The sequence below is a fragment of the Massilia sp. CFBP9026 genome (assembly GCF_034045165.1).
GTDB classification, from domain to species: domain Bacteria; phylum Pseudomonadota; class Gammaproteobacteria; order Burkholderiales; family Burkholderiaceae_D; genus Telluria; species Telluria arenae.
Genome location: NZ_JAXCWH010000011.1, coordinates 98,166 through 118,936, shown reverse-complemented (window position 1 = coordinate 118,936; position 20,771 = coordinate 98,166). Strand labels below are relative to the sequence as shown.

Here is a 20,771-nt window from a genome sequence, read left to right as displayed (position 1 = left end):
ACTGTCTTCTATGTCTGGAGGATGTGTTAATTGGACACTTGGTCTTATACAATGCGAGACCAAGGAGAAATTGTATGTACCGAGTGATGTTGGTGGAAGACGATGCGCGCCTGGCCGAGCTCGTCACCGAATACCTGTCCGGCTATGAATTCGCGGTCGAACTGGTCACGCGCGGCGATGTTGCGCTCGAGCGTTTCAAGGAACTGACGCCCGACGTCGTGATCCTCGACCTGATGCTGCCGGGCCTGGACGGCATGGTCGTCTGCCGCCAGATTCGCGACCAGTCCGACGTGCCGATCCTCATCCTCACCGCGCGCGAAGACTCCTATGACGAAGTATCCGGTCTCGAGCAAGGGGCCGACGACTTCGTCAACAAGCCGGTCCAACCGCGCGTCCTGCTGGCGCGCCTGCGCGCACTGATGCGCCGCACCCAGGCCAAGTCGGGCGTCGATGCGCGCGTGCTGCAGTTTGGCGCCCTGCGCATCGTCACCTCCGACCGCAGCGTGGTCTGGCGCGGCCAGCCCTGCGTGCTGTCGAATACCGAGTACAAGCTGTTGCTGGTGCTGGCCGAGGCGGCCGGCCGCGTGCTGTCGCGCGACGCCCTGCTCAAGAAGATGCGCGGGATCGAGTTTGACGGCCTGGACCGCAGCATCGACAACTGCATCTCGAAGCTGCGCCGCAAATTCGACGATGCGGAATCCGAAAAGATCAAGACGGTGTGGGGCGAAGGCTATCTGTTCTCGCCGTCGGCCTGGAATTGAAGACCTGCCCATGAAACCTGCCCTGCGCAGGTTTTTTTACGCCTGGCGCCTGCCCAGGCGCTTATTCGAACAGCGGCACGATCGCCAGCGGGACGTTGTAAGTGACGACCTGGCCCGCCGGCTGTGCGCCGAAACGGTAGGTCACGATCGGGAAGTCGTCGGCTGCGTCGCCCGCGAAGGCGGCCCCGCGCGAAGGCGCCAGCGCCTGTTCGGCGCCGCCCGTGCGGACACGCACGCCCGCCGCCTCGCCGTTCTTGGGGAATACCAGGCGCACGCCGACGCACTGGCGGCCGCGCGCCGAATTGTCGGCATAGCGGGCGAAGCCGAGGGCCTGCTCGCAGGCCGCGCGCAGGTCGGCCACCTCGTACGAACCGTCGGCGCGCAGCGCCAGCGACACCCGCGGCTTGACCGTGAAGCCGCCCAGCGGCCGGTTTGGCGTCAACACCGCGTTCTCTTCATAGGCCGCCTTGAGCAGCGGCAGCACGGCGCGGCCGAGCGGATCCAGCGCCAGGCTGGTCTGGACGGTCTTGCCCTTCATGAGCAGTTGCACGCCCGGCTCCAGCACGCCCTTGTCGCGCGGCAGTACCTGCAATTGGTTGTTCAGCAGATTCTTGGGGCCACCGTACTTGTCAAACAGCACCATCGCGCGGTAGGCGTCACGATAGTTCACCCATTCCCCGGCGCGCGGCTGCGCCACGGCCATTCCGGCCGTCAGCAGCAAGGTCACGCAGGCGGTGAGGTGTGCGCGTCGCATCATCAAAACCGGTAGGCGAAGGCGGCCGAAACCGTCACGTTGGTGGGCCGCTCGACGAGCGGGCTATTGCGGACGCTGCCAACCAGGCGCGTGGCCTGGACATTGGTGACCAGCATCCAGGACGGCGTCAGCGCCCAGTTCCAGCGCACGCCGGCGCGGACATCCTTGAGGCCGCCGCCCGGACGATAGGGCGGATTGCCGCTTTGCCAGGATTCCTGGCCGGTGACGCCGAAATAGGCGCGGCTGTAGTCGGCGTTGACGATCGTGGCGCCGGCATTGAACGAAATCGTATGCTGCGGCGCCAGCTGCACGGCCAGGCGCTGTACGCCCAGTTCCATGCGTGCACCGTCGCGGTCATTGCCCGCGCCGTAGAGCACGCTGCTGGTCAGCCGCCATTCCGGCGCCAGGTAATAGTTGAAGAAGAACCCGCCTTCGATCCGGGTGCTGACGTCCTGCATGCCGTCCAGGCGGTTCCCGGTCCGTGCGTAGTGCAGCGGCGAAGTCGATACGCCGACCCCGTCGACGATGCGGCCCGAGCCGGATTCGTCACGGTTGGGGTGGACCGACACCAGCGGACCGTACTCGACCGTCGGACGGTTGGACAGATGCATCCCTGCACTCATGCCGGAAATAAAAAGGCCGTTGCTCCATTGAACCTGGAGCACCGGCAAGGCTGAAACCTTTTGGCTGTCCGCCCCTTCATAACGCGGCCGCGAGACGGCGCCCAGCCCTGCGTACATGTCGCGGCTGCCGTCGGGCATCGGGTTGGTGGCCGGCGTCTGTGCACTTGCTGCGGTGCTCGCAGCCGCCAGGGCCAGGGCGAAGAATGGTTTCATCGTGAAATTACTCGGAGAGTTCGTTTGTCGATATTTTACGTCGAGCAAGCTTCGCTCTCCCATCCCATTATGACAAGCGCCGCATTCCCGGTGGGATCGCGTCCGTGGTCAGCTCATGGAACCGTGCTGTGCGCCGCGCTGGCGCTTCGGAACCGACCGGCGCGGCGCCGGGCTCGACGGTGTTGCTCGCGCGCACCATGCTCATAAGCACATCCTTATGGTCGAGGCGCGGCCCGAACCGGGTCGCTTCCTACTTGAATAAAAAAACCCACCGATATTCCATTGCTGGCGCATCAGGTGGGCAAACGGAAAACCTGATGATGGGAAAGATGGTAATCGTTCGGCCTCCCGTCGTGCACCCTCCAGATGTCGGCCAATTGTCGTCAATTTGTAAGTCGCGCCTTCGCTCCCTCCTTTGGATTACCTGCACCACCATTGCGCCTGTACAATTCGTGCCCGAGGAGAAACCATGCAGCCGGCACCACCGCCAGACCGACAGTTACCCAGGACGCACCCGTGAACCGGATATTCTTCCGCTTCTTCGTGCTCGTCATGCTGTCGATCACCGCTGCCACCTTCGTCATCTATTTCGCGTTCGCGCGCCTGTTCGGCGACCCGCTGGACGACATTGCGCGGCGCCAGGCTGCGGCCCAGATCTTCCTGCTCGAAGGCTATGTCGACCAGGCGCCCGGCGACGAATGGCTGACCCGCCTGAACAATGTGCGCGAAGTGTCTGACGTGCGCTACGACCTGATGCCGCTGTCCCAGGCGCTGGACGCCCTCGGCGCCGGCCAGCGCGCCGAGCTCGAACGGGGAGACATCGTGATCGACGTGGCCGGCAAATCCTTTTACCGGCGGGTCGACCTGGACGGCGACCGCTATATCGGCAGCCAGGACGAGGTCTTGCACGCCCAGGACTTGCCGATCGATATCGGGCAGGCGCTCAAGATGGAGTTGCTGCGCTATGTGATCGTCGCCATCGCCCTGCTGCTGCCGATCGCGCTATGGTCGCGCTCGCACTGGCAGGGCTTGCAGTCGCTGTCGCGCATGGCGGATGAGTTCGGGGCCGGCAAGCTGTCGGTGCGCGCGCAGTTGAAGCCGTCCGACGCCGTCTATCCGCTGGCGGAACGGATCAACCACATGGCCGGCCGCATCGAGGACTTGATGGAGTCGCAGCGCAGCCTGCTGCACTCGGTGTCGCACGAACTGCGCACGCCGATCGCACGCCTGGAATTCGCGCTCGAACTGCTCGACGCCAAGGCCAGGGATCCCGAGCTGAGCCGCCGCATCGCCGCCATGGAAGGCGACCTGTCCGAGCTGAACAACCTGGTCAAGGAACTGCTCGATATGAGCAAGCTCGACAGCGCGCGCACCCTGCAAGGCGCCCCGGTCGAGCTCGACGCCCTGCTGCGCGACTGCTGCGCCACCCTGCCGCCGTCGCTGCAAGAAGTAGCCTGCGAGCTGGCGGCCGGGCTCGGCACGATGGAGCTCGATGCCCGCCTGATCGCGCGTGCGGTCGGCAATCTGCTGCGTAACGCCCAGAAGTATGCGCAGGGACGGATCGTGCTGTCGGCGCGGCGCACGCCGGATGGCGTCGATATCTCGGTCGACGACGACGGCCCCGGCATCCCGGCCGAAGAACGCGACCGGATCTTCGACCCGTTCTACCGCCTCGACCGCAGCCGCGACCGCTCCACCGGCGGCTTCGGGCTCGGCCTGTCGATCGCGCAGAAGGCCGTGGTGCTGCACGGCGGGAGCTTGCACGTGGAAAGCTCGCCATTGGGCGGCGCCCGCTTTGTCATCAGGCTTCCGGCATGAACGAACGCCTGCTGATCGCGACGCTGTGCGGCCTGGGACTGCTGTCCACCGTCGGCGCCTCCCTGCCCTATCCGATGCTGGCGCCGCTGTTCGCCGACGGCGGCGTCAACGGCCTGAACAGCTTCCTCGGCCTGCCGCCCAAGCTGCTGCTGGGGATCGCACTGATGATCAATCCGATCGGCCTGCTGATCGGCAGCGCCGTGCTGGGACCGCTGTCGGACGGCTTCGGCCGGCGCCGCGCCCTGCTCCTGACCACCGTCGGGGCGGCAGTAGGCCACCTGCTCACGGCCGTGGCGATGGTGATGGAATCGTATCTGCTGTTCCTGGCCGCGCGGTTCTTCACCGGTCTGCTGGAGGGCAATGGCGCGGTGATGCGGGCCCTGGTCATCGAGCGCATCAAGGGCACGCTGCGCAACCATGCGCTGTCGTGGCTGAACGGCTCGTTCAACCTCGGCTGGCTGGTCGGCCCGCTGCTGGCCGGCTTCACCATGGCCTTCGGCCCCGAGTTGCCTTTCTATATCGCTGCCGGCGCCCTGCTGCTGGGGACGGTGGGCGTGCTGGTGTCGATCCCGCCCACGCCGGCGCCACCGCACGCGCACTGCTGGTGGGCGGTGGCGCGCGACCGCCATGCGCTCACCCTGCTGCGCCATGCGCCGCTGCGCACCCTGTTCACGGTGCACCTGGCGTATTGCTGCGGCGTCGCCGCGCTGTATGAATTCTTCCCGCTGTGGCTGGTGGATGTGGGCGGCTATGATGCGCGCCAGATCGCCCTCGTCAATATGGGCATGTGCGCGCTGATGACCACGGCCGCCCTGTTCGCCGGCCATGCCAGCCGGGTCGAAGGCCGCCTGCGCGCCGGCTGGTACGCGGCCATTGCCGCCGCCGCGGTGCTGTGCGTGGGCTTCGGTAATCTGTGGGTCGGCATCGCCGGCATCGTCCTGTTCGGCGCGCCCCACGCCTTCTACAACACCGCCCTGCAAACCTGGTCGGCCGACGAATTCGCGCAGCACGGCCAGGGTTCGGTCATGGCCCTGCTGTCCACGATCTTTTGCTTGGCGAATATCCTGATGGCGCTGGCCGGCGCCGTGCTCACGCTGATCGATACCCGGCTGGTGCTGGTGGTTGGCGGGCTGCTGACGGCCTGGGCCTCGGTGGCCCTGCGGCGCTGGAGCGCCCGCAGTCCCCGCCCACATCTGGAAAGTACCTGATGCGTATCCGGACATGAAAACGGCGTCCGCTGGGGACGCCGTTCTGTCTTACTTCCGGGTATCGATGCGCCCGTCGTGGTCGGGATGCGAACGCACATGGGTCACGCCATACCACAGATGCTCCCACCAATGATCGCGCGAACGCACGGTCAACATGCATTTCTTGTCGAACCCCTGTTTGAACACTTGATCGGGGCAGAGGTTCGACGCCATCGCATGGCGCTGGTTTTCGGCATTGACGAGCGCAATGCCGAACCAGACGGTCGTCAGGACGAAGATGAGCGCGAGCGCCCACGCGACGTGATTCACGTTACTCGTCTCGAACAAGTTTTCCTCTTTGGGCCGGGACCCTTCGTAAATCTTGAGGATCTCGCCTTCGACTTTATCGCTCATTTTTCCTTGGCTGCCTTCGCCACCAGTGCATCGAGGACCTGGCCGGTCGCCGTCATCAGCTGGCCCATGTCCTGGATCTTGTTCGATTGCGCCACCGTTGCCGGCGACACGACGTATTTACCGTCGATGACGACGGTCGGGGTGCTACTGGCCTTATACGCTTCGGCGATCTGCGGCAGGCGCTTGAGCTTGGTCTGCACGCCGAACGAGTTCCACGCTTCGAGGAACTTGGCTTTGTCCAGGCCGTTCGAAGTGGCCCAGGCGATGATGTCGTCGTCCTTCATCAGGCGCTTGCGCTCGACGTGCACGGCGCGGAACACGCGATGATGGTACTCCTCCAGCTTGCCCATGGCGTCGAGCGTCAGGAACAGGCGTGCTTCCGGATCGCTGGCGCCCTGGAACGGCAGCGGGATGCGGCGCATCACGATATTGTCACCCTGCTTTTTGACCCAGTTCACCAGGCTTGGTTCGAACGCATTGCACGCGCCGCAGTGGTAGGCGAAGAACTCGACCACTTCGACCTTCTTGCCCACGGTCTGGGTCGGCTGCGGGCTCGCGAGCACGGTATATTCGGCGCCGACGCGTGGATCGGTTGGCGAAGCATTGGCGAAACCGGCGACCAGGGCAGCGGCAACGAGGGCGAAACGCAGGGTGCGCATAAAATCCTTCCAGAAGAATGAACGAACGACCGCGAGATTACCACTTTTTGCGGCTCCCCTGTCCCGGGAGCACGATTTTTTGCATTTGCTTACGGCTGAAACAAGGGCGTGGTGACTTTCAATCTACGCCGGCGGCGTGAATAGTCAAGTCACCGGGGGCGACGCCCGCGCGCTTGTTCGAGCATCGCGCACAGCTGCGCCGCGCCCTCGGCCGTACGCGGCCCCGCCCGGTTGGTCAAATCGCCATCGATCGTGAAGATATTGTCGCGCCGGACGGCGGTCATGCCCTTGAACGCCTGCCACATCTTCCCGCCAGGGTCGTCCGGATTATCCCGTCCGCCAACCAGGATGACCTCGGGGTCGGCCTCGATCACCGCCTCGACGCCGACCTCGGGCGCGATCGTCTTGAGCGCGCCGAACAGATTGCGTCCGCCGCACAGGCGCACCATATCGCTGGCGATGTGGTCGTCATTCAATGTGTAGAGCGGCCGCGGCCACACCTGATAGAACACGGTGACCGGCGGCCGGCCCGCGTAGCGCGCCTTGAGCGCCGCGATCCGGTCGCTGTAGTCGCGCGCCGCCGCCCCCGCGGCCGGCTCGGTGCCGAGCAGCCGGCCCAGGCGCAGCAGGCTGTCGCCGATCTGGGCCAGCCGCCCAGGCTCGCTGTGGTAGACCGGGATCCCGAGCCGCTCCAGCTGCTCGACCTGGCGCGTCGGGTTGCCGCTGTGCCAGACCACGATCAGATCGGGCTTGAGCGCCAGCACGCGCTCGAAGTCGAGCTTGTTATAGCTGCCCACCTGGGGCAGCTTTTTGGCCGCCTCCGGGTAGTCGCTATAGTTGACGGCGCCGACCACCCGCGCCCCGCCGCCGGCCGCGAACAGCAGCTCGGTGACGTGCGGCGCCAGCGACACCACGCGCCGAGCCGGCTGCGCCAGCGTCACCGTACGGCCGACGTCGTCGACTACCGTGACGCTGGCGCCGGCGAAGGCCGGCAGTACCGCCAGCACCAACCCGATCAGACGCTGCATGGCGTCAGAAGTCGTAGCGCAGCGACAGTTTCAGCTGGCGGCCATCGCTTGGATAGATGCCGTCACGGCAGCTGAAGGCCTGGCTGTAGTACTGGCGGTCGGCCAGGTTCAGGCCGGACACCGCCACTTCCCACGGGCCGAAGCGGCGCGCATAGCGCGCGTCGATCGTGGTGAACGATGGAATGCGGGTGCTGCAGCCGTTGGTGAAGTCGTTGCCGTAGCGCTGGCTGTCGACCCACTGGGCGCCGATGTCGGCGGTCTGGCCGTCGCCCGGCGTCCACGCCAGGCGCGCGGTGACCACGTGCTTCGGCACCAGCACCATCTCGCGGCCGGCGTTCGGGCCGTCGCGGAACTCGGCCTGCACGTATTGCCACGAACCGGTCAGGCGCCAGGCATCGGCGAAGGTCGCCTGCCCTTCCAGCTCCACGCCCTGGCGGCGGGTCGGGTCGAGGTTGGTGTTGGCGCCAAAGCCGATGGTCGGATCGTAGTAGATCTCATTGGTCAGGCGGTGGCGGAACACGCGCGCAGTCGCCTTGCGAGCATCGGTGCCGGCGCTAACGCCCAGTTCCAGGTCGCGCGAGGTTTGCGGCTCCAGCACGTCCAGGGTCGAACGGTAGGAGTTCTCGTCGATGTTGGCGATGCGATAGCTGCGGCCGGCCTTGGCAAACACGGCTACCTGCGGCATCACGTCGATGCTGCCTTCCACGGTCCAGGCGTTGAGCGACTGCTTGCGGTGCTCGCCCAGGACAGCCGGGAAAGCCAGCGGGTCGCTGTAGTCCTTCTCGAAGCGCTCATGACGCCCGCCAACCGCCAGACGGGCATTGTGCGGCGCATTCCAGCGCAGTTCGTCGCGCAGGTAGAAGGCTTTCGAGTCCTGGCGCGCATCGCCGGCCGAGTAGTCGGACGTGACCTTGCGGTCCCAGCGGATCAGGTCGATGCCGGTGACGAATTCGTTGCGCTTGTCGCCGAAATCGAGGGTGTGGCGCAGGCGCGGCGAGAACTGGGTTTGCTCGGCCTCGTAGCGCGAAGCAGACGTGCCGAACTGGGTCGAGACATAGGTCGACGTGACCTCGCGCTCGCGGTGCGACAGCTCGGCTGCCAGCTCGAAGGCGCCGATGCGGTGCTCGACGAAGGCGGTCACACGATCGGTGTCGAGCGAGCCGAAGTCCTTTGGCGTCTTGGTCTGGGTCGGAATGGCCAGGAACTGCGCTTCGGTCAGCGAACCTGGCAGGCGCGAGTCGGAACGCGAACTCTCGAAGCGCAGGCCAGCGCGGCCGTTCGGCGCATAGGCGTACTGCAAGCCGCCGCTGAAGCTGGTCTGTTCGTACTTGTTGTTGTCGCGGTAGTTATCGGTGCTGCGGTCAGCCACGGCGGCGTCGAACGACCAGGGGCCGGCGCCATGGGTAATCGACGCGCGCAGGTCGCGGTGGTCGAAGCGGCCGGCTTCGGCGAACAGGGAGCCGTGCGTTCCGGCACTACCGCCGCGGCGGGTGACGATGTTGATCACGCCGCCGGTTGCGCCGTCGCCATACAGCACGCTGCTGCCGCCGCGCGTGATCTCGATACGCTCGACCGTGTCCACGGGGATGGTCGACAGCACGGTGTGCGCCAGCTCGTTCTCGTTCAGGCGCACGCCGTCGACCAGCACCACCGTGTTCTGGGCGCTATTGGTGCCGAAGCCGCGCAGGTCGAGGCCGAAGTCCGGCGAGCCGTCCAGGCTCTGGCGGCCGAACACGCCGCCGATCTTGCGGATCGCCTGGTTCACGTCGGTGGCGCCGGCGCTGCGGATCTGCTCGGCGGTGACGACGGTGGCGCCGATCGGCGTGGCCTGGGCCGGGAAGCGCGGGCCGGTGATGAGGACTGAAGGGACAGTGTCCTGGGCAGCGGCATAAGGGGCGGACAGGACGAAAGCGCAAGCCAGTGCGAGTGGCGCGCGGCGCGGTGCGGCAGCAAAAATCATGATGAATGTGTTCTCGATAAAAGGCACCGGCCTGCTTCCCCGCAGGCCGGAGTCAACGGAAGCGCCTGGCGCTTCCACCTGGTTTGGCCGGTATCCGGGCTGGCAAGCATGACGGCCTCACCTTCCTGCGCGTCATGCACAGTGGTTGTCGAGACCGTCCGCCACGCCTGTTGAATGGGAGCGCGGCGCTTGTTGACCGTTGCGGGGGCAGCACACTTCCATGACGGCGCGTGGCGCGGCCATGTCGTGTTTCCCGTTTAACTTCGCGCACCTGGATGTGCGCGAGAGCACCAAAACGGGGCGATTATACCTTGACAAGGTGCGGCCTGCCCGGCCGCCGGCAGCTTGGCGCGGGATCGGCTACCATCGTTGTTTTCATGCTTCATAAGGAGCTGCCATGGCACGTCTACCCACTTACTTCGTCTCTCACGGCGGAGGCCCCTGGCCGTGGATGCGCGAGCAGTACGGTACTGCCTACGACCAACTGGCCGCCTCGCTGGCTGCCATGCGCGCCGAGGCTGGAGAGACGGTGCGCGCGGTGCTGGTCGTGACCGCCCACTGGGAGACGCCGCAGTTCATGGTGTCGTCGGGCACTGCGCCCGGCATGATCTACGACTACGGCGGCTTCCCGCCGCACACCTACCAGGTGAAGTATCCGGCGCCGGGCGAGCCGGCACTGGCGCGGCGCGTGGCAGACTTGCTGGAAGCTGCGGGCCACCCGGCCGCGCTGGACGCCGAACGGGGCTTCGACCATGGCACGTTCTCGATGCTGTACCCGGTCTATCCGGAAGCGCGCATGCCGGTGGTGCAGCTGTCGATCCGGCGCGACCTCGATCCGGCCACCCACCTGGCGGCGGGCCGCGCGCTGGCGCCGCTGCGCGATGAGGGAATCCTGATCATCGGCAGCGGGCTGTCGTACCACAACCTGCGCCAGTTCGGGCCGAATGGGCGCGAAGCCTCGCAAGCCTTCGATGGCTGGCTGCAGCACGCGCTGCTTGAACTCGATCCGTCGCAACGTGAACAAGCCTTGCTGCGCTGGGACACGGCGCCACAGGCACGGGCGGCGCATCCGCGCGAGGAACATCTGATTCCGCTGATGGTGGCATTAGGGGCGGCCGAACAGGAGGCGGCGGCCTGCGTCTATCATGAAGACGCGTTCATGGGGAATCTGGCGGTGTCGAGTTTCAGGTTCGGAGAGCCGCCGCAGGTTTAAGCAATCTGCTGCGCCGCCAGCACGTCGTACCCGCGAAGGCGGGTACCCAAGTACTGCGTGAGCTACCGTAACGCTGGCACACTTGGGTACCCGCCTTCGCGGGTACGACGTTTTGAGGCTAACGCTGGAAACGCACGCTAGAGGCGCGCCTTACGTCCCGCGCTTGCCGCGTGCCGCTTCTTCGGCCTTGGCGGCTGCCTTCTCGGCCGCGATGCGGGCCTTCTCGGCCACCTCGGCCTCATGCTGGGCCAGGCTGGCCGCGCGCGACTCGGGCGTTTCCAGGCTGATGCGGCCCAGCGCGCCCTGGCGGTAATCCTGCAAGAGGGTATGCGCCGCCTTCTCGTAGTCGTAGTCGCCGCCGCGCACGCGGAAGCCGCGACGCTGCGCCACACCCTCGACCACCGCCACGCCGTCCATCCCTTCGGTCTTGAAGCCGTAGCGCGCGGTGAGCAGCTGCGGGTAGCGCTGCAGCAGCAGCTCGCCCAGGTACTCGGCCACTTCTTCCTCGACCAGCGCATTGGTGCCGATCGCGTGGCTGGCGGCCAGCATCAGGCCGTCGCTGGCCATGGCGATCTTTGGCCACAGCATGCCGGGGGTATCGACCAGCACCACGTTCTTGTTCAGGTACAGGCGCTGCTGGGTCTTGGTCACGGCCGGCTCGTCGCCCACCTTGGCCACGCGCTTTTTCAGCAGCGCGTTCATCAGCGTCGACTTGCCCACGTTGGGAATGCCCATGATCATGATGCGCAGCGGCTTGGTCGGCACGCCGCGGTGCGGGGCCAGCGACAGGGCCAGCTCCGGGATGCGGGCGACGTCGGCCGGCTTCTTGGTCGTCATCGGATAGGCGGTCACGCCATCCTGGGCGTCGTAATAGGCTTTCCAGGCGGCGGTCGCGTGCGGGTCGGCCAGGTCGATCTTGTTCAGGACCTTCAGGCAGGGGCGCTGGCGGAACTTGCGCAGCTGGTCCACCAGCGGGTTGCAGCTCGCCTCGGGCAGGCGCGCATCGAGGACCTCGATCACCAGATCGATGTTTTCCATCTGCTCGGCTGCTTCCTTCTTGGCCGCGTTCATGTGGCCAGGGAACCATTGTATCGACATGCTATTGCTCTCTTAATCTTTCGTCCAAGGCGCTATTTTACGCTGAGCGTCGACACAAACGTAGCGGCGCCGCCACAAGCCCTCTTTCCATCGCACATACCGTTGAGCTATTGCAACACTGATGACATATTCCGCGCGCACACTGCTCTCTTGCCTGCACAAGATGGAGATGGGAATGCGCGTACGGGAAAAACTGAAACGGTCGCTGGCACGCTGGTATGGCGTGCTGATGCTGTGCTGCGCCATCGTGGTGTCGGCGCTGGTCGAGCAGTTGCCGCTGCTTCCCTACTAAGAACCTATCCCAGTAGGTGGGAGTTGTTCCTGCCGCGCCTGGCAAGCGTGCGCTGCGTTGCTCGTCGTTGCATGGCTAGCCATGCGGCCTCCTCGCGCCTTGCTCACGCTCGCCATGCATCGCCATGAACTTCCCCCCACCTACCGGGATAGGTTCTAATCCCGCCCGCAGGCCGCCGGCGGCAAGGTCGCCTGCGGATCGAAGCGCGTCAGCCGCGCGCGGGCCGCGGCGCGGTCCTTCGCATACTCGGCCAGGTAGCGGCTGCGTTCCTCGCTCTGCCACTCGGCATCCGGCACGCCGTCCAGCGAACGGGTGCGGCTGGCAAACACCTTGCCTTCCAGGCGCGGCAACAGCAGGCGGTCGGGGTCGGCATTCTCGCGCAGCAGATAGCCTTCGACGTCGCGCAGCAGCAGCGGCAGGCGCGGCGCGCCGTCGTGCAGCAGCTTGCCGTGCACCTGGAGCCGCACCTGCTGCGCGCCCTGCCCCAGCACTTCGTTGAAAGTGGCCAGCGCGAACGGCCGGCCAGCCGCATCGTCGACGCGGCCCGTGACCACGTAGCGTCCGGGCAGGCGCACGTCCAGCGGCAGCGCGAACTGCAGCGCGCCGCCGTCGACCGCCTCGCGCGGCGCGCCGCTCCAGGTGGCAGGCGACTGCGGCGAGTAGATGACGTCGAACAGCACGACACCTTCGCGGCCGCCGGCCTGGTAGCGGACCTCGAGCCGGATGGTGCCGTGGAACCCGGCCAGCGCCGTCTGCGCCGGCGCCAGTGTCCCGCGCCAGGCGCCGCCCTCGTCCGCGAACGGCACGGCGACCCGCGGCGCCGGACGGCTCGGCCCATAGGTCATGCCCTGGGCCAGCGCACGCGTGACGACCAGCGGCAACGGCTGGCCGTTCGCGTCCAGCGCGCGCAACGTGAAGGCGGCCTGCTCGCCCGCCGCCAGGTAGACCCGCGACTGCGCGGTCTGCAGTTGGACGTCTGGATGGCTGTCGCCGCCCTCCGCCCGCATCGGGTTGGTCTCGTGCAGCGGCTGGTTCGGGTATAGCTGGTCGGGATGGTGGCCGGCCGGCCGCGACTCGTGCGGGTAGCGCGAATGCGCCAGGTAGCTGCAATAGGTGTGGTCGGTCAGGCGCACCTGCTCGACCAGCTGGCGCCGGCGCGCCGCGCGGTCCTCGGGCGGTTGCTCGACGGGCCGCGCCACGGCGACAGGAGGCACGGACGGCGGCGCCTGCGCCGTGTCGGGCACCGCTTCGCCTCGGTCCACCAGGACAATCAGCCCCAGGCCGATGCAGGCCGCCACCCCAGCCGCGGCTGGCCAGCGCCAACGCCACCCCATACCGTGCCCCTAGTTGGCGGTGTTGACCGTCGCCTCGCGCACGACTCCGATGATGCCCTCCCAGTTGCCGTCGCCGTAGTGGTCGAAGTCTTCGCCATCGTCGCGGAAGGCGACCGAGTGCCAGCTCCACTTGACGCTGCCGCCCTGGTTCGGCTCGGTGCCATAGCGCAGGTCGTCGCAGAACCAGTCGCCCGGATTGCAGAGCGAGCGACCGGAATTGCCGGCCGCGCCGCCGCTGCTGTGGTAGGCCACGACTTCGTCGTCCTGCCCCGGCAGCAGGAAGGAATACACGGTGCCGCGCGCACCGGCGTAGCGGTAGAACCAGATATTGCGGGTGTCGTTGTGGTTGTACATGGCGCGCGCCGTGCCGGTGCGCAGGTCTTGCACCAGCGGTTCGGAGGTGGTCCAGGCGCCGGCGTTGGCCAGTTCGGAGCCGCCCGCGGCGCCCGAGGCCACTCTCACCCACTTGATGTTCCAGCCGCCCTGCACGCCGCCCGCGTCGCCGCAGACGCCGTCCCCATTGGGCGTGGCGTTCTTGAGCGCGCGCGTGGTGCCGCCGAAATTGGCCAGCGTGTACCCCAGCAGCGGCTCGCCCGCGCTGTAGGCCGCGATATAGCACCAGTTCTGGCCGGTGCAGAAGCAGTCGAGCGCGTCGCGCACGCGCCCGCTCTGCGAAGCGATGCTGCTGTAGCCGTCCCAGTTGACGGCCTTCTTGTTGACGCCGGCGGGCGTGGTGTCCGGCCCCCAGTAGCGGAAGTCGGCATAGTTGCCGGGGGTGCCGCCGCCGTTGCGGCCGTTGATCCAGAGGGTGTAGTTGGTTGCTTCGGCCAATCCCGCGGCCGACAGCAGGCAAAGCGCACACAGGGTGTGTTTCTTGTTCACGGTTATCTCCTCTACGCGAAAGCGGCTGAGTGGCTGCCGGTATGCGTTAGTGGTGAGGAGAGTCACTTGGGTTCCCGCCTGCGCGGGAACGACGTACTGACGTACATATTCGAAGTCGCGTCAACGGCGTTCAGGCTCTGCGAAAAAACGTCGTTCCCGCGCAGGCGGGAACCCAAGCCATCACGCAAGCCACCCTGTCAACCACCCTACTCCAGATCCGCCATCACCTTCAGGTGCGCCACCACGCTGCGCCCCAGCGCCGACAGGTCGTAGCCGCCTTCGAGGCAGCTCACGACGCGCCCGCCGGCGTGTTCCTTCGCCACCGCCATGATCTGGCGCGTGATCCAGGCGTAGTCGGCCTCCACAAGGCCCATGCCGCCCATATCGTCGTCGCGGTGGCCGTCGAAGCCGGCCGAGATGAAGATCATCTGCGGCTTGAAGGCGTGTAGGGCCGGCAGCCACTGCTCCTGCACCAGCGCGCGCACCGCGTCGCCGTCGCCGCGCGCGGGCACCGGCACATTGATGCGGTTGGCCGTGACCGGTTCGACCTCGCTGTAGGGATAGAACGGATGCTGGAAGAAGCTGGCCATCAATACGCGCGGCTCGTCGCGGAAGGCATCGGCGGTGCCGTTGCCGTGGTGGACGTCGAAGTCGACGATGGCCACGCGCTCCAGGCCGTGGGCCTCGAGCGCATGGCGCGCCGCGATCGCGACATTATTGAAGAAGCAGAACCCCATCGGCTCGGTCGGCGTGGCGTGGTGGCCGGGCGGGCGCACCGAGCAGAAGGCGTTGGAGACGCTGCCCTTGATGACGTCGTCGGTGGCGGCCACCGCGGCGCCGGCCGCGCGCAGCGCCGCCTGGTAGCTGTAATGACAGAGCGAGGTATCGCCGTCGAGCGGATAGTAGTCGCCGGGCGTGGCCGGCACGTGGTCGCGCACCAGCGCCAGCGCCCCTTGCGTATGGTTGCGCAAGACCTGCTCGACCTCGGCCAGCGGCGCGCTGCGCTGCTCGATCAGCCCGTCCAGCCGGGCCAGGATCAGCTGGTCGTCGATCGCCTGCAGGCGGGCCGGGGATTCGGGGTGCCAGCTGCCCATTTCATGCCGCAGGCAGTCCGGGTGGCTGTAAATCGCTGTACTCATGGTGCTCTCGTCTCCGACTATGCTCATCCATTCACACCCCGTGTCGCCGTTCTCGCATAGAATCCCTTGGAACGGCTGGCGCTTGCCAGGGCATGAAGCTTGCCAATGGCGCTAATCTACCACGGCAAGCCGGGGCCCCGCTCGGCCGCCGCCGTATTGCAGACGCATCGACCGCCTCGACCAACCACGGAAAATCCATGTTCAACAAAATGCACGCCGTCGCACGCCAGGTCAACGAAGTCGTGGTCGGCAAGGACCAGCAGGTACGCCTGGCCCTGACCTGCCTGCTGGCCGGCGGCCATCTGCTGCTGGACGACCTGCCGGGCGTGGGCAAGACCACCCTGGCGCATGCGCTGGCGATCTCGCTCGGCCTGCGCTTCAACCGGGTGCAGTTCACCAGTGACCTGCTGCCGGCCGACGTGGCCGGCATCTCGATCTACGAGCGCGACAAGAACGAGTTCGTGTTCCATCCGGGCCCCATCTTCACCCAGGTGCTGCTGGCCGACGAGATCAACCGCGCCACGCCCAAGACCCAGTCGGGCCTGCTCGAGGCGATGGAAGAACGCCAGGTGTCGGCCGACGGCGTCACGCGGCCGCTGCCCGAGCCCTTCTTCGTCATCGCGACCCAGAATCCGGCCAACCAGGTCGGCGTGTTCCCGCTGCCCGAATCGCAGCTCGACCGCTTCTTGATGTGCCTGAGCCTGGGCTACCCGGACGCCGCCGCCGAGCGCGCGCTGCTGATGGGCGAAGACCGCCGCAGCATGCTCAAAACCCTGCAGCCGGCAATGCTGCCCGAGGAACTGGCCCAGGCCCAGCGCCAGCTGCGCGAGATCCACGCGTCAAGCAACCTGGTCACCTATGTGCAGGCGCTGGCCCAGGCCTCGCGCCAGAACGGCCTGTTCGCCGAAGGCCTGTCGCCGCGCGCCGCGATCGCCCTGCTGCAGGCCGGCCGCGCCTGGGCCGCGCTGGAAGGCCGCGACCACGTGATCCCCGAAGACATCCAGGCCGTGCTGGTGCCGGTCTGCGCCCACCGCCTGCGCCCCCTGCGCGCCGCCCACGGCACCGCGCTGGCCAGCCGCGACCTGGTGCTGCAGCTGCAGAAGGCGGTCCCGGTCTGATGGCGCAGGCGCAGCAGAAGGTGCAGGGGCGGCAGGGGCTGCGGGGGCGGCTGCGCCGCGCGACCGGCGCCTGGCTGCCGCGCGCCGGCAAGCTGGACGCCGGCGAGGTGGTGCTCAAGCAGCGCCGCGTGTTCATCCTGCCCACCCGGGCCGGCCTGGGCTTCGCGGTGCTGCTGGCGGTGCTGTTGATCGGCTCGATCAATTATGCGCTCGGCCTGGGCTTTGGCCTGACCTTTCTGGCGCTGGCCTGCGCGCTGGTCGACATGGTCGCCACCTACCGCAACCTGGCGCACCTGGCCCTGCAGCAGGGCCGGGTCGCGCCCGCGTTCGCGGGCCAGGAAGTCCAGTTCGAGCTGCAGGTCTTCAACCGCACGCGCCTGGCGCGCTACGCCGTCCGCGCCGATTTTTCCGACGCCGCCGAGCCGCGCCACGTGGCCGACATCGCGCCCGGCACCCACGCGATCCTGACCCTGTCGGTGCCGACCCTGCAGCGCGGCTGGCTGGCGCCGGCCCGGGTCAAGCTGTCGACGCATTTTCCGCTCGGCCTGTTCAACGCCTGGAGCTACTGGCGCCCGGCCGCGCGCGCCCTGGTCTATCCGCGCCCCGAGGATGGCGCACCGGGCCTGCCGCTGGGCGGCGGCAGCGGCAGCAGCCTGCGCGCCGCCGGCCACGACGATTTCGCCGGCGTGCGCAATTACCAGGCCGGCGATTCGCCGCGCCAGCTGGCCTGGCGCCAGATCGCCCGGCTAGACCCCAGCATCGGCGGCGCCCTGGTGTCGAAGCATTTCGAGGGCGGCGGCGGCGACGAACTGGTGCTCGATTTCGATGCCTTGCCGGCCACGCTCGACCTCGAACTGCGCCTGTCGCGCCTGACGCGCTGGGTGCTGGAGGCGGAGAGCCGCGCCCTGCCCTATGCCTTCCGCCTGGGCGCGCTGCGCTTGCCCGCCGCCCTGGGCGCGGCCCACCAGGCGGCCTGCCTGCGCGCGCTGGCGCTGCATGGGCTCGATGAGGGCGTTGGGGAAGCGGCATGAAGCTCCTGGCGACGCCGCTCACCCGCGACAAGGCCGACACCTTGCTGCTGCTGGGCAGCGCGGTGCTGGTGCTGGCGCCGCATGCCCTGCACCTGCCGCTCTGGGTCTCGCTGCTGTGCGGCGCCACCCTGGCCTGGCGCGCCGCGATCACCCTGCGCGGCAAGCGCATGCCGCCGGCCCTGGTGCTGCTGCCGGTGGCGGTGGCCGCGATGGCCGGCGTGCAGTTCAGCTACGAGACCCTGCTCGGGAAGGATGCCGGAGTGGCGATGCTGGTGCTGCTGGTCGCCTTCAAGATGCTCGAGATGCATGCGCGGCGCGACCTGTTCGTCGTGATCTTCCTGTGCTTCTTCCTGGTGCTGACCAACTTCTTCTATTCCCAGGGCATCGGCACTGCCCTGTTGACGGTGGCCTCGGTGCTGCTACTGCTTGCGACTCAACTATCGTTCCAGTTCGCATGCGCCGTGCCGCCGCTGCGCACCCGCCTGGCGATGGCCGGCCGCACGCTGGCCTTCGCCCTGCCGATCGCGATCGTGCTGTTCGTGGTCTTCCCGCGCATCCACGGCCCGCTGTGGACCATGCCGGGTGATGCCGCCGGCCCGAGCTCGGGCCTGTCGGATTCGATGGCGCCGGGCCAGATGTCGAACCTGGCCCTGTCCGAGGAGACTGCCTTTCGCGTGCGCTTCCTGACGCCTCCCCCGGTGCAGACCCAGCGCTACTGGCGCGGCCCGGTGCTCGATTTCTTCGACGGCCTCACCTGGTCGCGCGGCGCCAGCCAGGCCTCGGGCCGCGACCTGCACCTGACGGTGCATGGCGACGCGATCGACTACGAGGTCACGCTCGAACCCTCGCAGTCGCGCTGGGTATTTACGCTGGAGATGCCGGGCGAGCTGCCGCAGGTGGCGGGCCACGAATTGCGGCTCTCGCCGCAGTTCGAGCTGACCGCGAACGACGCCATCGCCAGCCGGGTGCGCTATCGCGCCAGCTCGCACCTGCAATTCGTTTTCCAGGGCGGGCCGAGCCTGGACGACGCCCAGCGCTGGCTGCTGCTGCCGTATGGCTTCAATCCGCGCGCGCTGGCCGCCGGGCGCGAGTTGCGCCGGCTGCCCGATCCGGCGCAGCGGGTCGAAGCCGTGCTGGCGCAGTTCCGCGAGCAGCCCTTCGAATACACCTTGTCTCCGCCGCTGCTGGGCCGGCACACGGTCGACGAATTCCTGTACGGCACCCGCTCGGGCTTTTGCGAACACTATTCGGGCGCCTTCGTGTTCCTGATGCGCGCCGCCGGCGTGCCGGCGCGCGTGGTGACCGGCTACCAGGGCGGCGAGATCAATCCGCTCGACGGCTTCATGACGGTGCGCCAGTCCGATGCCCATGCCTGGGCCGAAGTCTGGATCGCGGGGATCGGCTGGCAGCGAGTCGACCCCACCGCGGCGGTGGCGCCCGAGCGCGTGCGGCGCGGCCTGGACGCCTCGGTGCAGCGCCCAGCCCCGTTCGGCATCGAGGCGCTGCGCGGCATGAATCCCTTCCACAGCGGCGCCAATGCCTGGCTGGCCCAGCTGCGCAACGCGGCCAGCGCCGTCAACAATGGCTGGAACCAGTGGGTGCTCAACTATACGCCCGAGCGCCAGCGCGAGGTCGTGCGCGACCTGCAGCGCAAACTGTTCGGCTGGCCTTTTATCGCTCTGCTAACGTCTGTTGCCGTGGGCCTCGCCTTGCTCGTCTTTTTGCGCCGGCGTCGGGAAATCCACCCGGTCGATGCTCTATACTCGACCCTGTGCAAGCGTCTCGGCCAGCTGGGCCTGGCGCGCGCGCAGGACGAAGGACCGAGCGCCTACGCGGCGCGGGTCGCCGGCGCCAGCGAACTGGCGCCGCAAACGCGCACGGCGGCACAGGACTTCCTGCGTCGTTACAGCGCCTGGCGCTATGCGCCCCCGACAACCGATCCCCGGCTTACCGCCACCTTGAAAAGCTTATTGTCGCAAGTCAGATGAAATCGATCGCAATCCTGTTTTCCGCGCTCGCGCTTGCTGCCAGCGCGCATGGCGATGCCCTCGCCGCTCCCCAGACCACCGTAACCCAGGCCGCCATGACGGCTGCGGCCGACCAGGACCCGGAACACGTCAACTTCGTCGAATGGTTGCCGGTGCGCGAGTTCATTGAAGAGATGGTCACGCAGCACGGTTTCGAGCGCGAAGCGCTGCATACCCTGTTCGGCCAGGTCCGTTTCATCGACCGCGCCGTGCAACTGGTCAAGCCGGCGCCGCCGGGCAAGCCGAAGAACTGGCAAGCCTATAGCGCGCGCTTCATCGAGCCGATCCGCATCCGCGCCGGCGTGCGCTTCTGGAACGAGAATGCCGATGCGCTGGCGCGCGCCGAGGCGGCCTATGGCGTGCCGGCCGAGATCATCGTCGGCATCATCGGCATCGAGACCATTTATGGCCGCGATACCGGCAAATTCCGCGTGCTGGACAGCCTGACCACGCTCGCATTCGTCTATCCGGAAGCGCCGAACCAGGCAGCGCGCAAGGCTTTCTTCCGCGAGGAGCTGGCCAACACGCTGGTGCTGGCGCGCGAGCGCGGCTACGATCCGTTCTCGCTGCTGGGCTCGTTCGCCGGTGCGGTCGGGATGCCGCAGTTCATGCCGAGCAATATTCTCAAGTATGGCGTCGACTTCGACAGCGACGGCCGGGTCGACCTGCGCGGTTCGGCAACCGATGCGATCGGCAGCGTGGCCAACTTCCTGGTCCAGCATGGCTGGAATCCCGAGCACCGCGGCCCGACCGCGTTCGCGGCCGACGTCTCGCCGAAGCGCGCCTGGGAAGGTTTGCTCGGGCGCGGCCTGGAAGCAACCCTGCGCCCCGAGGAACTGCGCGAAGCGGGCGTGGTCACGGGGACGGCGCTGCCGGGCGACCGCCTGTATGGCCTGATTGACCTGCAGAATGGCGCCGAAGCAACAGAGTATTGGGTGGCTAACGATAATTTCTATGCCATTACTAAATACAATCGCAGTTACTTCTATGCCATGTCGGTCGTCGATCTGGGTCGCGCGGTGCGGGCGGCACGGCCTGATTGACTCTTTCCTAGCGGGAAACTTTGTAATCCTTTGTAACAGGTTTCCCGTTTTCTCCTTCCTTTACTCGTAGGCATTCACCTACATACCCCCCAGGGGTATCCGCCGACAACATTGTTGTGTCCGTGACAAAAATAGCACTGATAGCAACATACCCCCCTGTTTCTTTCCATTTCGTCA

At 67.1% G+C, this 20,771-nt stretch carries 18 protein-coding genes and 1 riboswitch; of the genes, 8 read left to right on the top strand and 10 right to left on the bottom strand.

Annotation, left to right across the window (positions count from 1 at the left end; all coding sequences use genetic code 11):
- Positions 1-74 precede the first annotated feature (74 nt).
- Positions 75-761 (top strand): response regulator, encoded by a 687-nt coding sequence (locus SOM28_RS23070; RefSeq protein ID WP_123071419.1) that lies wholly within the window; start codon positions 75-77, stop codon positions 759-761.
- A 61-nt stretch (positions 762-822) separates the two neighbouring features.
- On the opposite strand, the gene SOM28_RS23065 is transcribed toward SOM28_RS23070, so the two are convergent.
- Together SOM28_RS23065 and SOM28_RS23060 are read right to left on the bottom strand one after the other, a co-directional pair.
- Positions 823-1,518 carry a hypothetical protein gene (locus SOM28_RS23065; protein ID WP_320469571.1) on the bottom strand — a complete coding sequence of 232 codons (696 nt, stop codon included), beginning with the start codon at positions 1,516-1,518 and terminating at the stop codon, positions 823-825.
- Positions 1,518-2,351 carry a MipA/OmpV family protein gene (locus SOM28_RS23060; RefSeq protein ID WP_123071421.1) on the bottom strand — a complete coding sequence of 278 codons (834 nt, stop codon included), beginning with the start codon at positions 2,349-2,351 and terminating at the stop codon, positions 1,518-1,520. The genes SOM28_RS23065 and SOM28_RS23060 overlap by 1 nt, the downstream gene beginning before the upstream one ends.
- 516 nt (positions 2,352-2,867) lie before the next feature.
- On the opposite strand from SOM28_RS23060, the gene SOM28_RS23055 reads away from it, so the two are divergent.
- Positions 2,868-4,169 carry an ATP-binding protein gene (locus SOM28_RS23055; RefSeq protein WP_123071422.1) on the top strand — a complete coding sequence of 434 codons (1,302 nt, stop codon included), beginning with the start codon at positions 2,868-2,870 and terminating at the stop codon, positions 4,167-4,169.
- Complete coding sequence (locus SOM28_RS23050) at positions 4,166-5,377, top strand: MFS transporter (RefSeq protein ID WP_123071423.1); 1,212 nt, start codon at positions 4,166-4,168, stop codon at positions 5,375-5,377. Before SOM28_RS23055 ends, SOM28_RS23050 begins: the two co-directional genes overlap by 4 nt.
- 48 nt (positions 5,378-5,425) lie before the next feature.
- Here the strand turns inward: SOM28_RS23050 and SOM28_RS23045 are convergent, their stop codons facing one another.
- The 4 genes from SOM28_RS23045 to SOM28_RS23030 all read right to left on the bottom strand — a co-directional run bounded on the left by SOM28_RS23045 (position 5,426) and on the right by SOM28_RS23030 (position 9,417).
- On the bottom strand, positions 5,426-5,770 hold the full coding sequence (locus SOM28_RS23045; protein WP_123071424.1) for a hypothetical protein: 345 nt from the start codon (positions 5,768-5,770) through the stop codon (positions 5,426-5,428).
- Complete coding sequence (locus SOM28_RS23040) at positions 5,767-6,429, bottom strand: thiol:disulfide interchange protein DsbA/DsbL (protein ID WP_123071425.1); 663 nt, start codon at positions 6,427-6,429, stop codon at positions 5,767-5,769. Before SOM28_RS23040 ends, SOM28_RS23045 begins: the two co-directional genes overlap by 4 nt.
- A 149-nt stretch (positions 6,430-6,578) precedes the next feature.
- A complete protein-coding gene (locus tag SOM28_RS23035) occupies positions 6,579-7,457 on the bottom strand; it encodes a cobalamin-binding protein (protein WP_320469570.1) in 879 nt (292 codons plus the stop codon).
- A 4-nt stretch (positions 7,458-7,461) separates the two neighbouring features.
- A complete protein-coding gene (locus SOM28_RS23030; RefSeq protein WP_320469569.1) occupies positions 7,462-9,417 on the bottom strand; it encodes a TonB-dependent receptor family protein in 1,956 nt (651 codons plus the stop codon).
- Positions 9,418-9,485: 68 nt separating this feature from the next.
- Positions 9,486-9,727, bottom strand: a riboswitch (cobalamin riboswitch).
- Positions 9,728-9,814: 87 nt separating this feature from the next.
- Between SOM28_RS23030 and SOM28_RS23025 the strand changes: the two genes are divergently transcribed.
- Entirely contained in the window at positions 9,815-10,630 is an 816-nt protein-coding gene (locus SOM28_RS23025; RefSeq protein WP_123071427.1) for a DODA-type extradiol aromatic ring-opening family dioxygenase, read from the top strand.
- A gap of 150 nt (positions 10,631-10,780) precedes the next feature.
- Here SOM28_RS23025 and ylqF read toward each other — a convergent pair whose 3' ends face one another.
- From ylqF to SOM28_RS23005, 4 genes are all read right to left on the bottom strand, one after another.
- Entirely contained in the window at positions 10,781-11,728 is a 948-nt protein-coding gene (gene ylqF / locus SOM28_RS23020) for a ribosome biogenesis GTPase YlqF (RefSeq protein WP_123071428.1), read from the bottom strand.
- Positions 11,729-12,175: 447 nt separating this feature from the next.
- Complete coding sequence (locus SOM28_RS23015; protein ID WP_320469568.1) at positions 12,176-13,354, bottom strand: hypothetical protein; 1,179 nt, start codon at positions 13,352-13,354, stop codon at positions 12,176-12,178.
- A gap of 9 nt (positions 13,355-13,363) precedes the next feature.
- Complete coding sequence (locus SOM28_RS23010; protein WP_123071430.1) at positions 13,364-14,236, bottom strand: hypothetical protein; 873 nt, start codon at positions 14,234-14,236, stop codon at positions 13,364-13,366.
- A 206-nt stretch (positions 14,237-14,442) separates the two neighbouring features.
- Positions 14,443-15,375 carry a histone deacetylase family protein gene (locus SOM28_RS23005; RefSeq protein ID WP_123071431.1) on the bottom strand — a complete coding sequence of 311 codons (933 nt, stop codon included), beginning with the start codon at positions 15,373-15,375 and terminating at the stop codon, positions 14,443-14,445.
- Between the two features lie 197 nt (positions 15,376-15,572).
- Between SOM28_RS23005 and SOM28_RS23000 the strand changes: the two genes are divergently transcribed.
- Genes SOM28_RS23000 through mltB form a run of 4 tightly spaced genes read left to right on the top strand, consistent with a single transcriptional unit; the run spans position 15,573 to position 20,594 of the window.
- The gene (locus tag SOM28_RS23000; protein WP_147933882.1) at positions 15,573-16,493 is read left to right on the top strand and encodes an AAA family ATPase; all 921 of its coding nucleotides are present in this window, start codon (positions 15,573-15,575) and stop codon (positions 16,491-16,493) included.
- Positions 16,493-17,524 (top strand): DUF58 domain-containing protein, encoded by a 1,032-nt coding sequence (locus SOM28_RS22995; RefSeq protein WP_320469567.1) that lies wholly within the window; start codon positions 16,493-16,495, stop codon positions 17,522-17,524. Before SOM28_RS23000 ends, SOM28_RS22995 begins: the two co-directional genes overlap by 1 nt.
- Positions 17,521-19,512 carry a transglutaminase TgpA family protein gene (locus tag SOM28_RS22990; RefSeq protein WP_320469566.1) on the top strand — a complete coding sequence of 664 codons (1,992 nt, stop codon included), beginning with the start codon at positions 17,521-17,523 and terminating at the stop codon, positions 19,510-19,512. Before SOM28_RS22995 ends, SOM28_RS22990 begins: the two co-directional genes overlap by 4 nt.
- Positions 19,509-20,594, top strand: coding sequence for a lytic murein transglycosylase B (gene mltB, locus SOM28_RS22985; protein WP_320469565.1), 1,086 nt, complete (start codon positions 19,509-19,511; stop codon positions 20,592-20,594). Before SOM28_RS22990 ends, mltB begins: the two co-directional genes overlap by 4 nt.
- The last annotated feature ends 177 nt before the right edge of the window (positions 20,595-20,771 follow it).

Coding starts and splice junctions, on each gene's coding strand:
- SOM28_RS23005 (WP_123071431.1), bottom strand. CDS start 15,375: ATGAGTACAGCGATTTACAGCCACCCGGACTGCCTGCGGCATGAAATG.
- SOM28_RS23000 (WP_147933882.1), top strand. CDS start 15,573: ATGTTCAACAAAATGCACGCCGTCGCACGCCAGGTCAACGAAGTCGTG.
- SOM28_RS23040 (WP_123071425.1), bottom strand. CDS start 6,429: ATGCGCACCCTGCGTTTCGCCCTCGTTGCCGCTGCCCTGGTCGCCGGT.
- SOM28_RS23035 (WP_320469570.1), bottom strand. CDS start 7,457: ATGCAGCGTCTGATCGGGTTGGTGCTGGCGGTACTGCCGGCCTTCGCC.
- SOM28_RS22995 (WP_320469567.1), top strand. CDS start 16,493: ATGGCGCAGGCGCAGCAGAAGGTGCAGGGGCGGCAGGGGCTGCGGGGG.
- SOM28_RS22990 (WP_320469566.1), top strand. CDS start 17,521: ATGAAGCTCCTGGCGACGCCGCTCACCCGCGACAAGGCCGACACCTTG.
- SOM28_RS23050 (WP_123071423.1), top strand. CDS start 4,166: ATGAACGAACGCCTGCTGATCGCGACGCTGTGCGGCCTGGGACTGCTG.
- SOM28_RS23060 (WP_123071421.1), bottom strand. CDS start 2,351: ATGAAACCATTCTTCGCCCTGGCCCTGGCGGCTGCGAGCACCGCAGCA.
- SOM28_RS23015 (WP_320469568.1), bottom strand. CDS start 13,354: ATGGGGTGGCGTTGGCGCTGGCCAGCCGCGGCTGGGGTGGCGGCCTGC.
- SOM28_RS23025 (WP_123071427.1), top strand. CDS start 9,815: ATGGCACGTCTACCCACTTACTTCGTCTCTCACGGCGGAGGCCCCTGG.
- SOM28_RS23070 (WP_123071419.1), top strand. CDS start 75: ATGTACCGAGTGATGTTGGTGGAAGACGATGCGCGCCTGGCCGAGCTC.
- SOM28_RS23065 (WP_320469571.1), bottom strand. CDS start 1,518: ATGATGCGACGCGCACACCTCACCGCCTGCGTGACCTTGCTGCTGACG.
- ylqF (WP_123071428.1), bottom strand. CDS start 11,728: ATGTCGATACAATGGTTCCCTGGCCACATGAACGCGGCCAAGAAGGAA.
- SOM28_RS23030 (WP_320469569.1), bottom strand. CDS start 9,417: ATGATTTTTGCTGCCGCACCGCGCCGCGCGCCACTCGCACTGGCTTGC.
- mltB (WP_320469565.1), top strand. CDS start 19,509: ATGAAATCGATCGCAATCCTGTTTTCCGCGCTCGCGCTTGCTGCCAGC.
- SOM28_RS23045 (WP_123071424.1), bottom strand. CDS start 5,770: ATGAGCGATAAAGTCGAAGGCGAGATCCTCAAGATTTACGAAGGGTCC.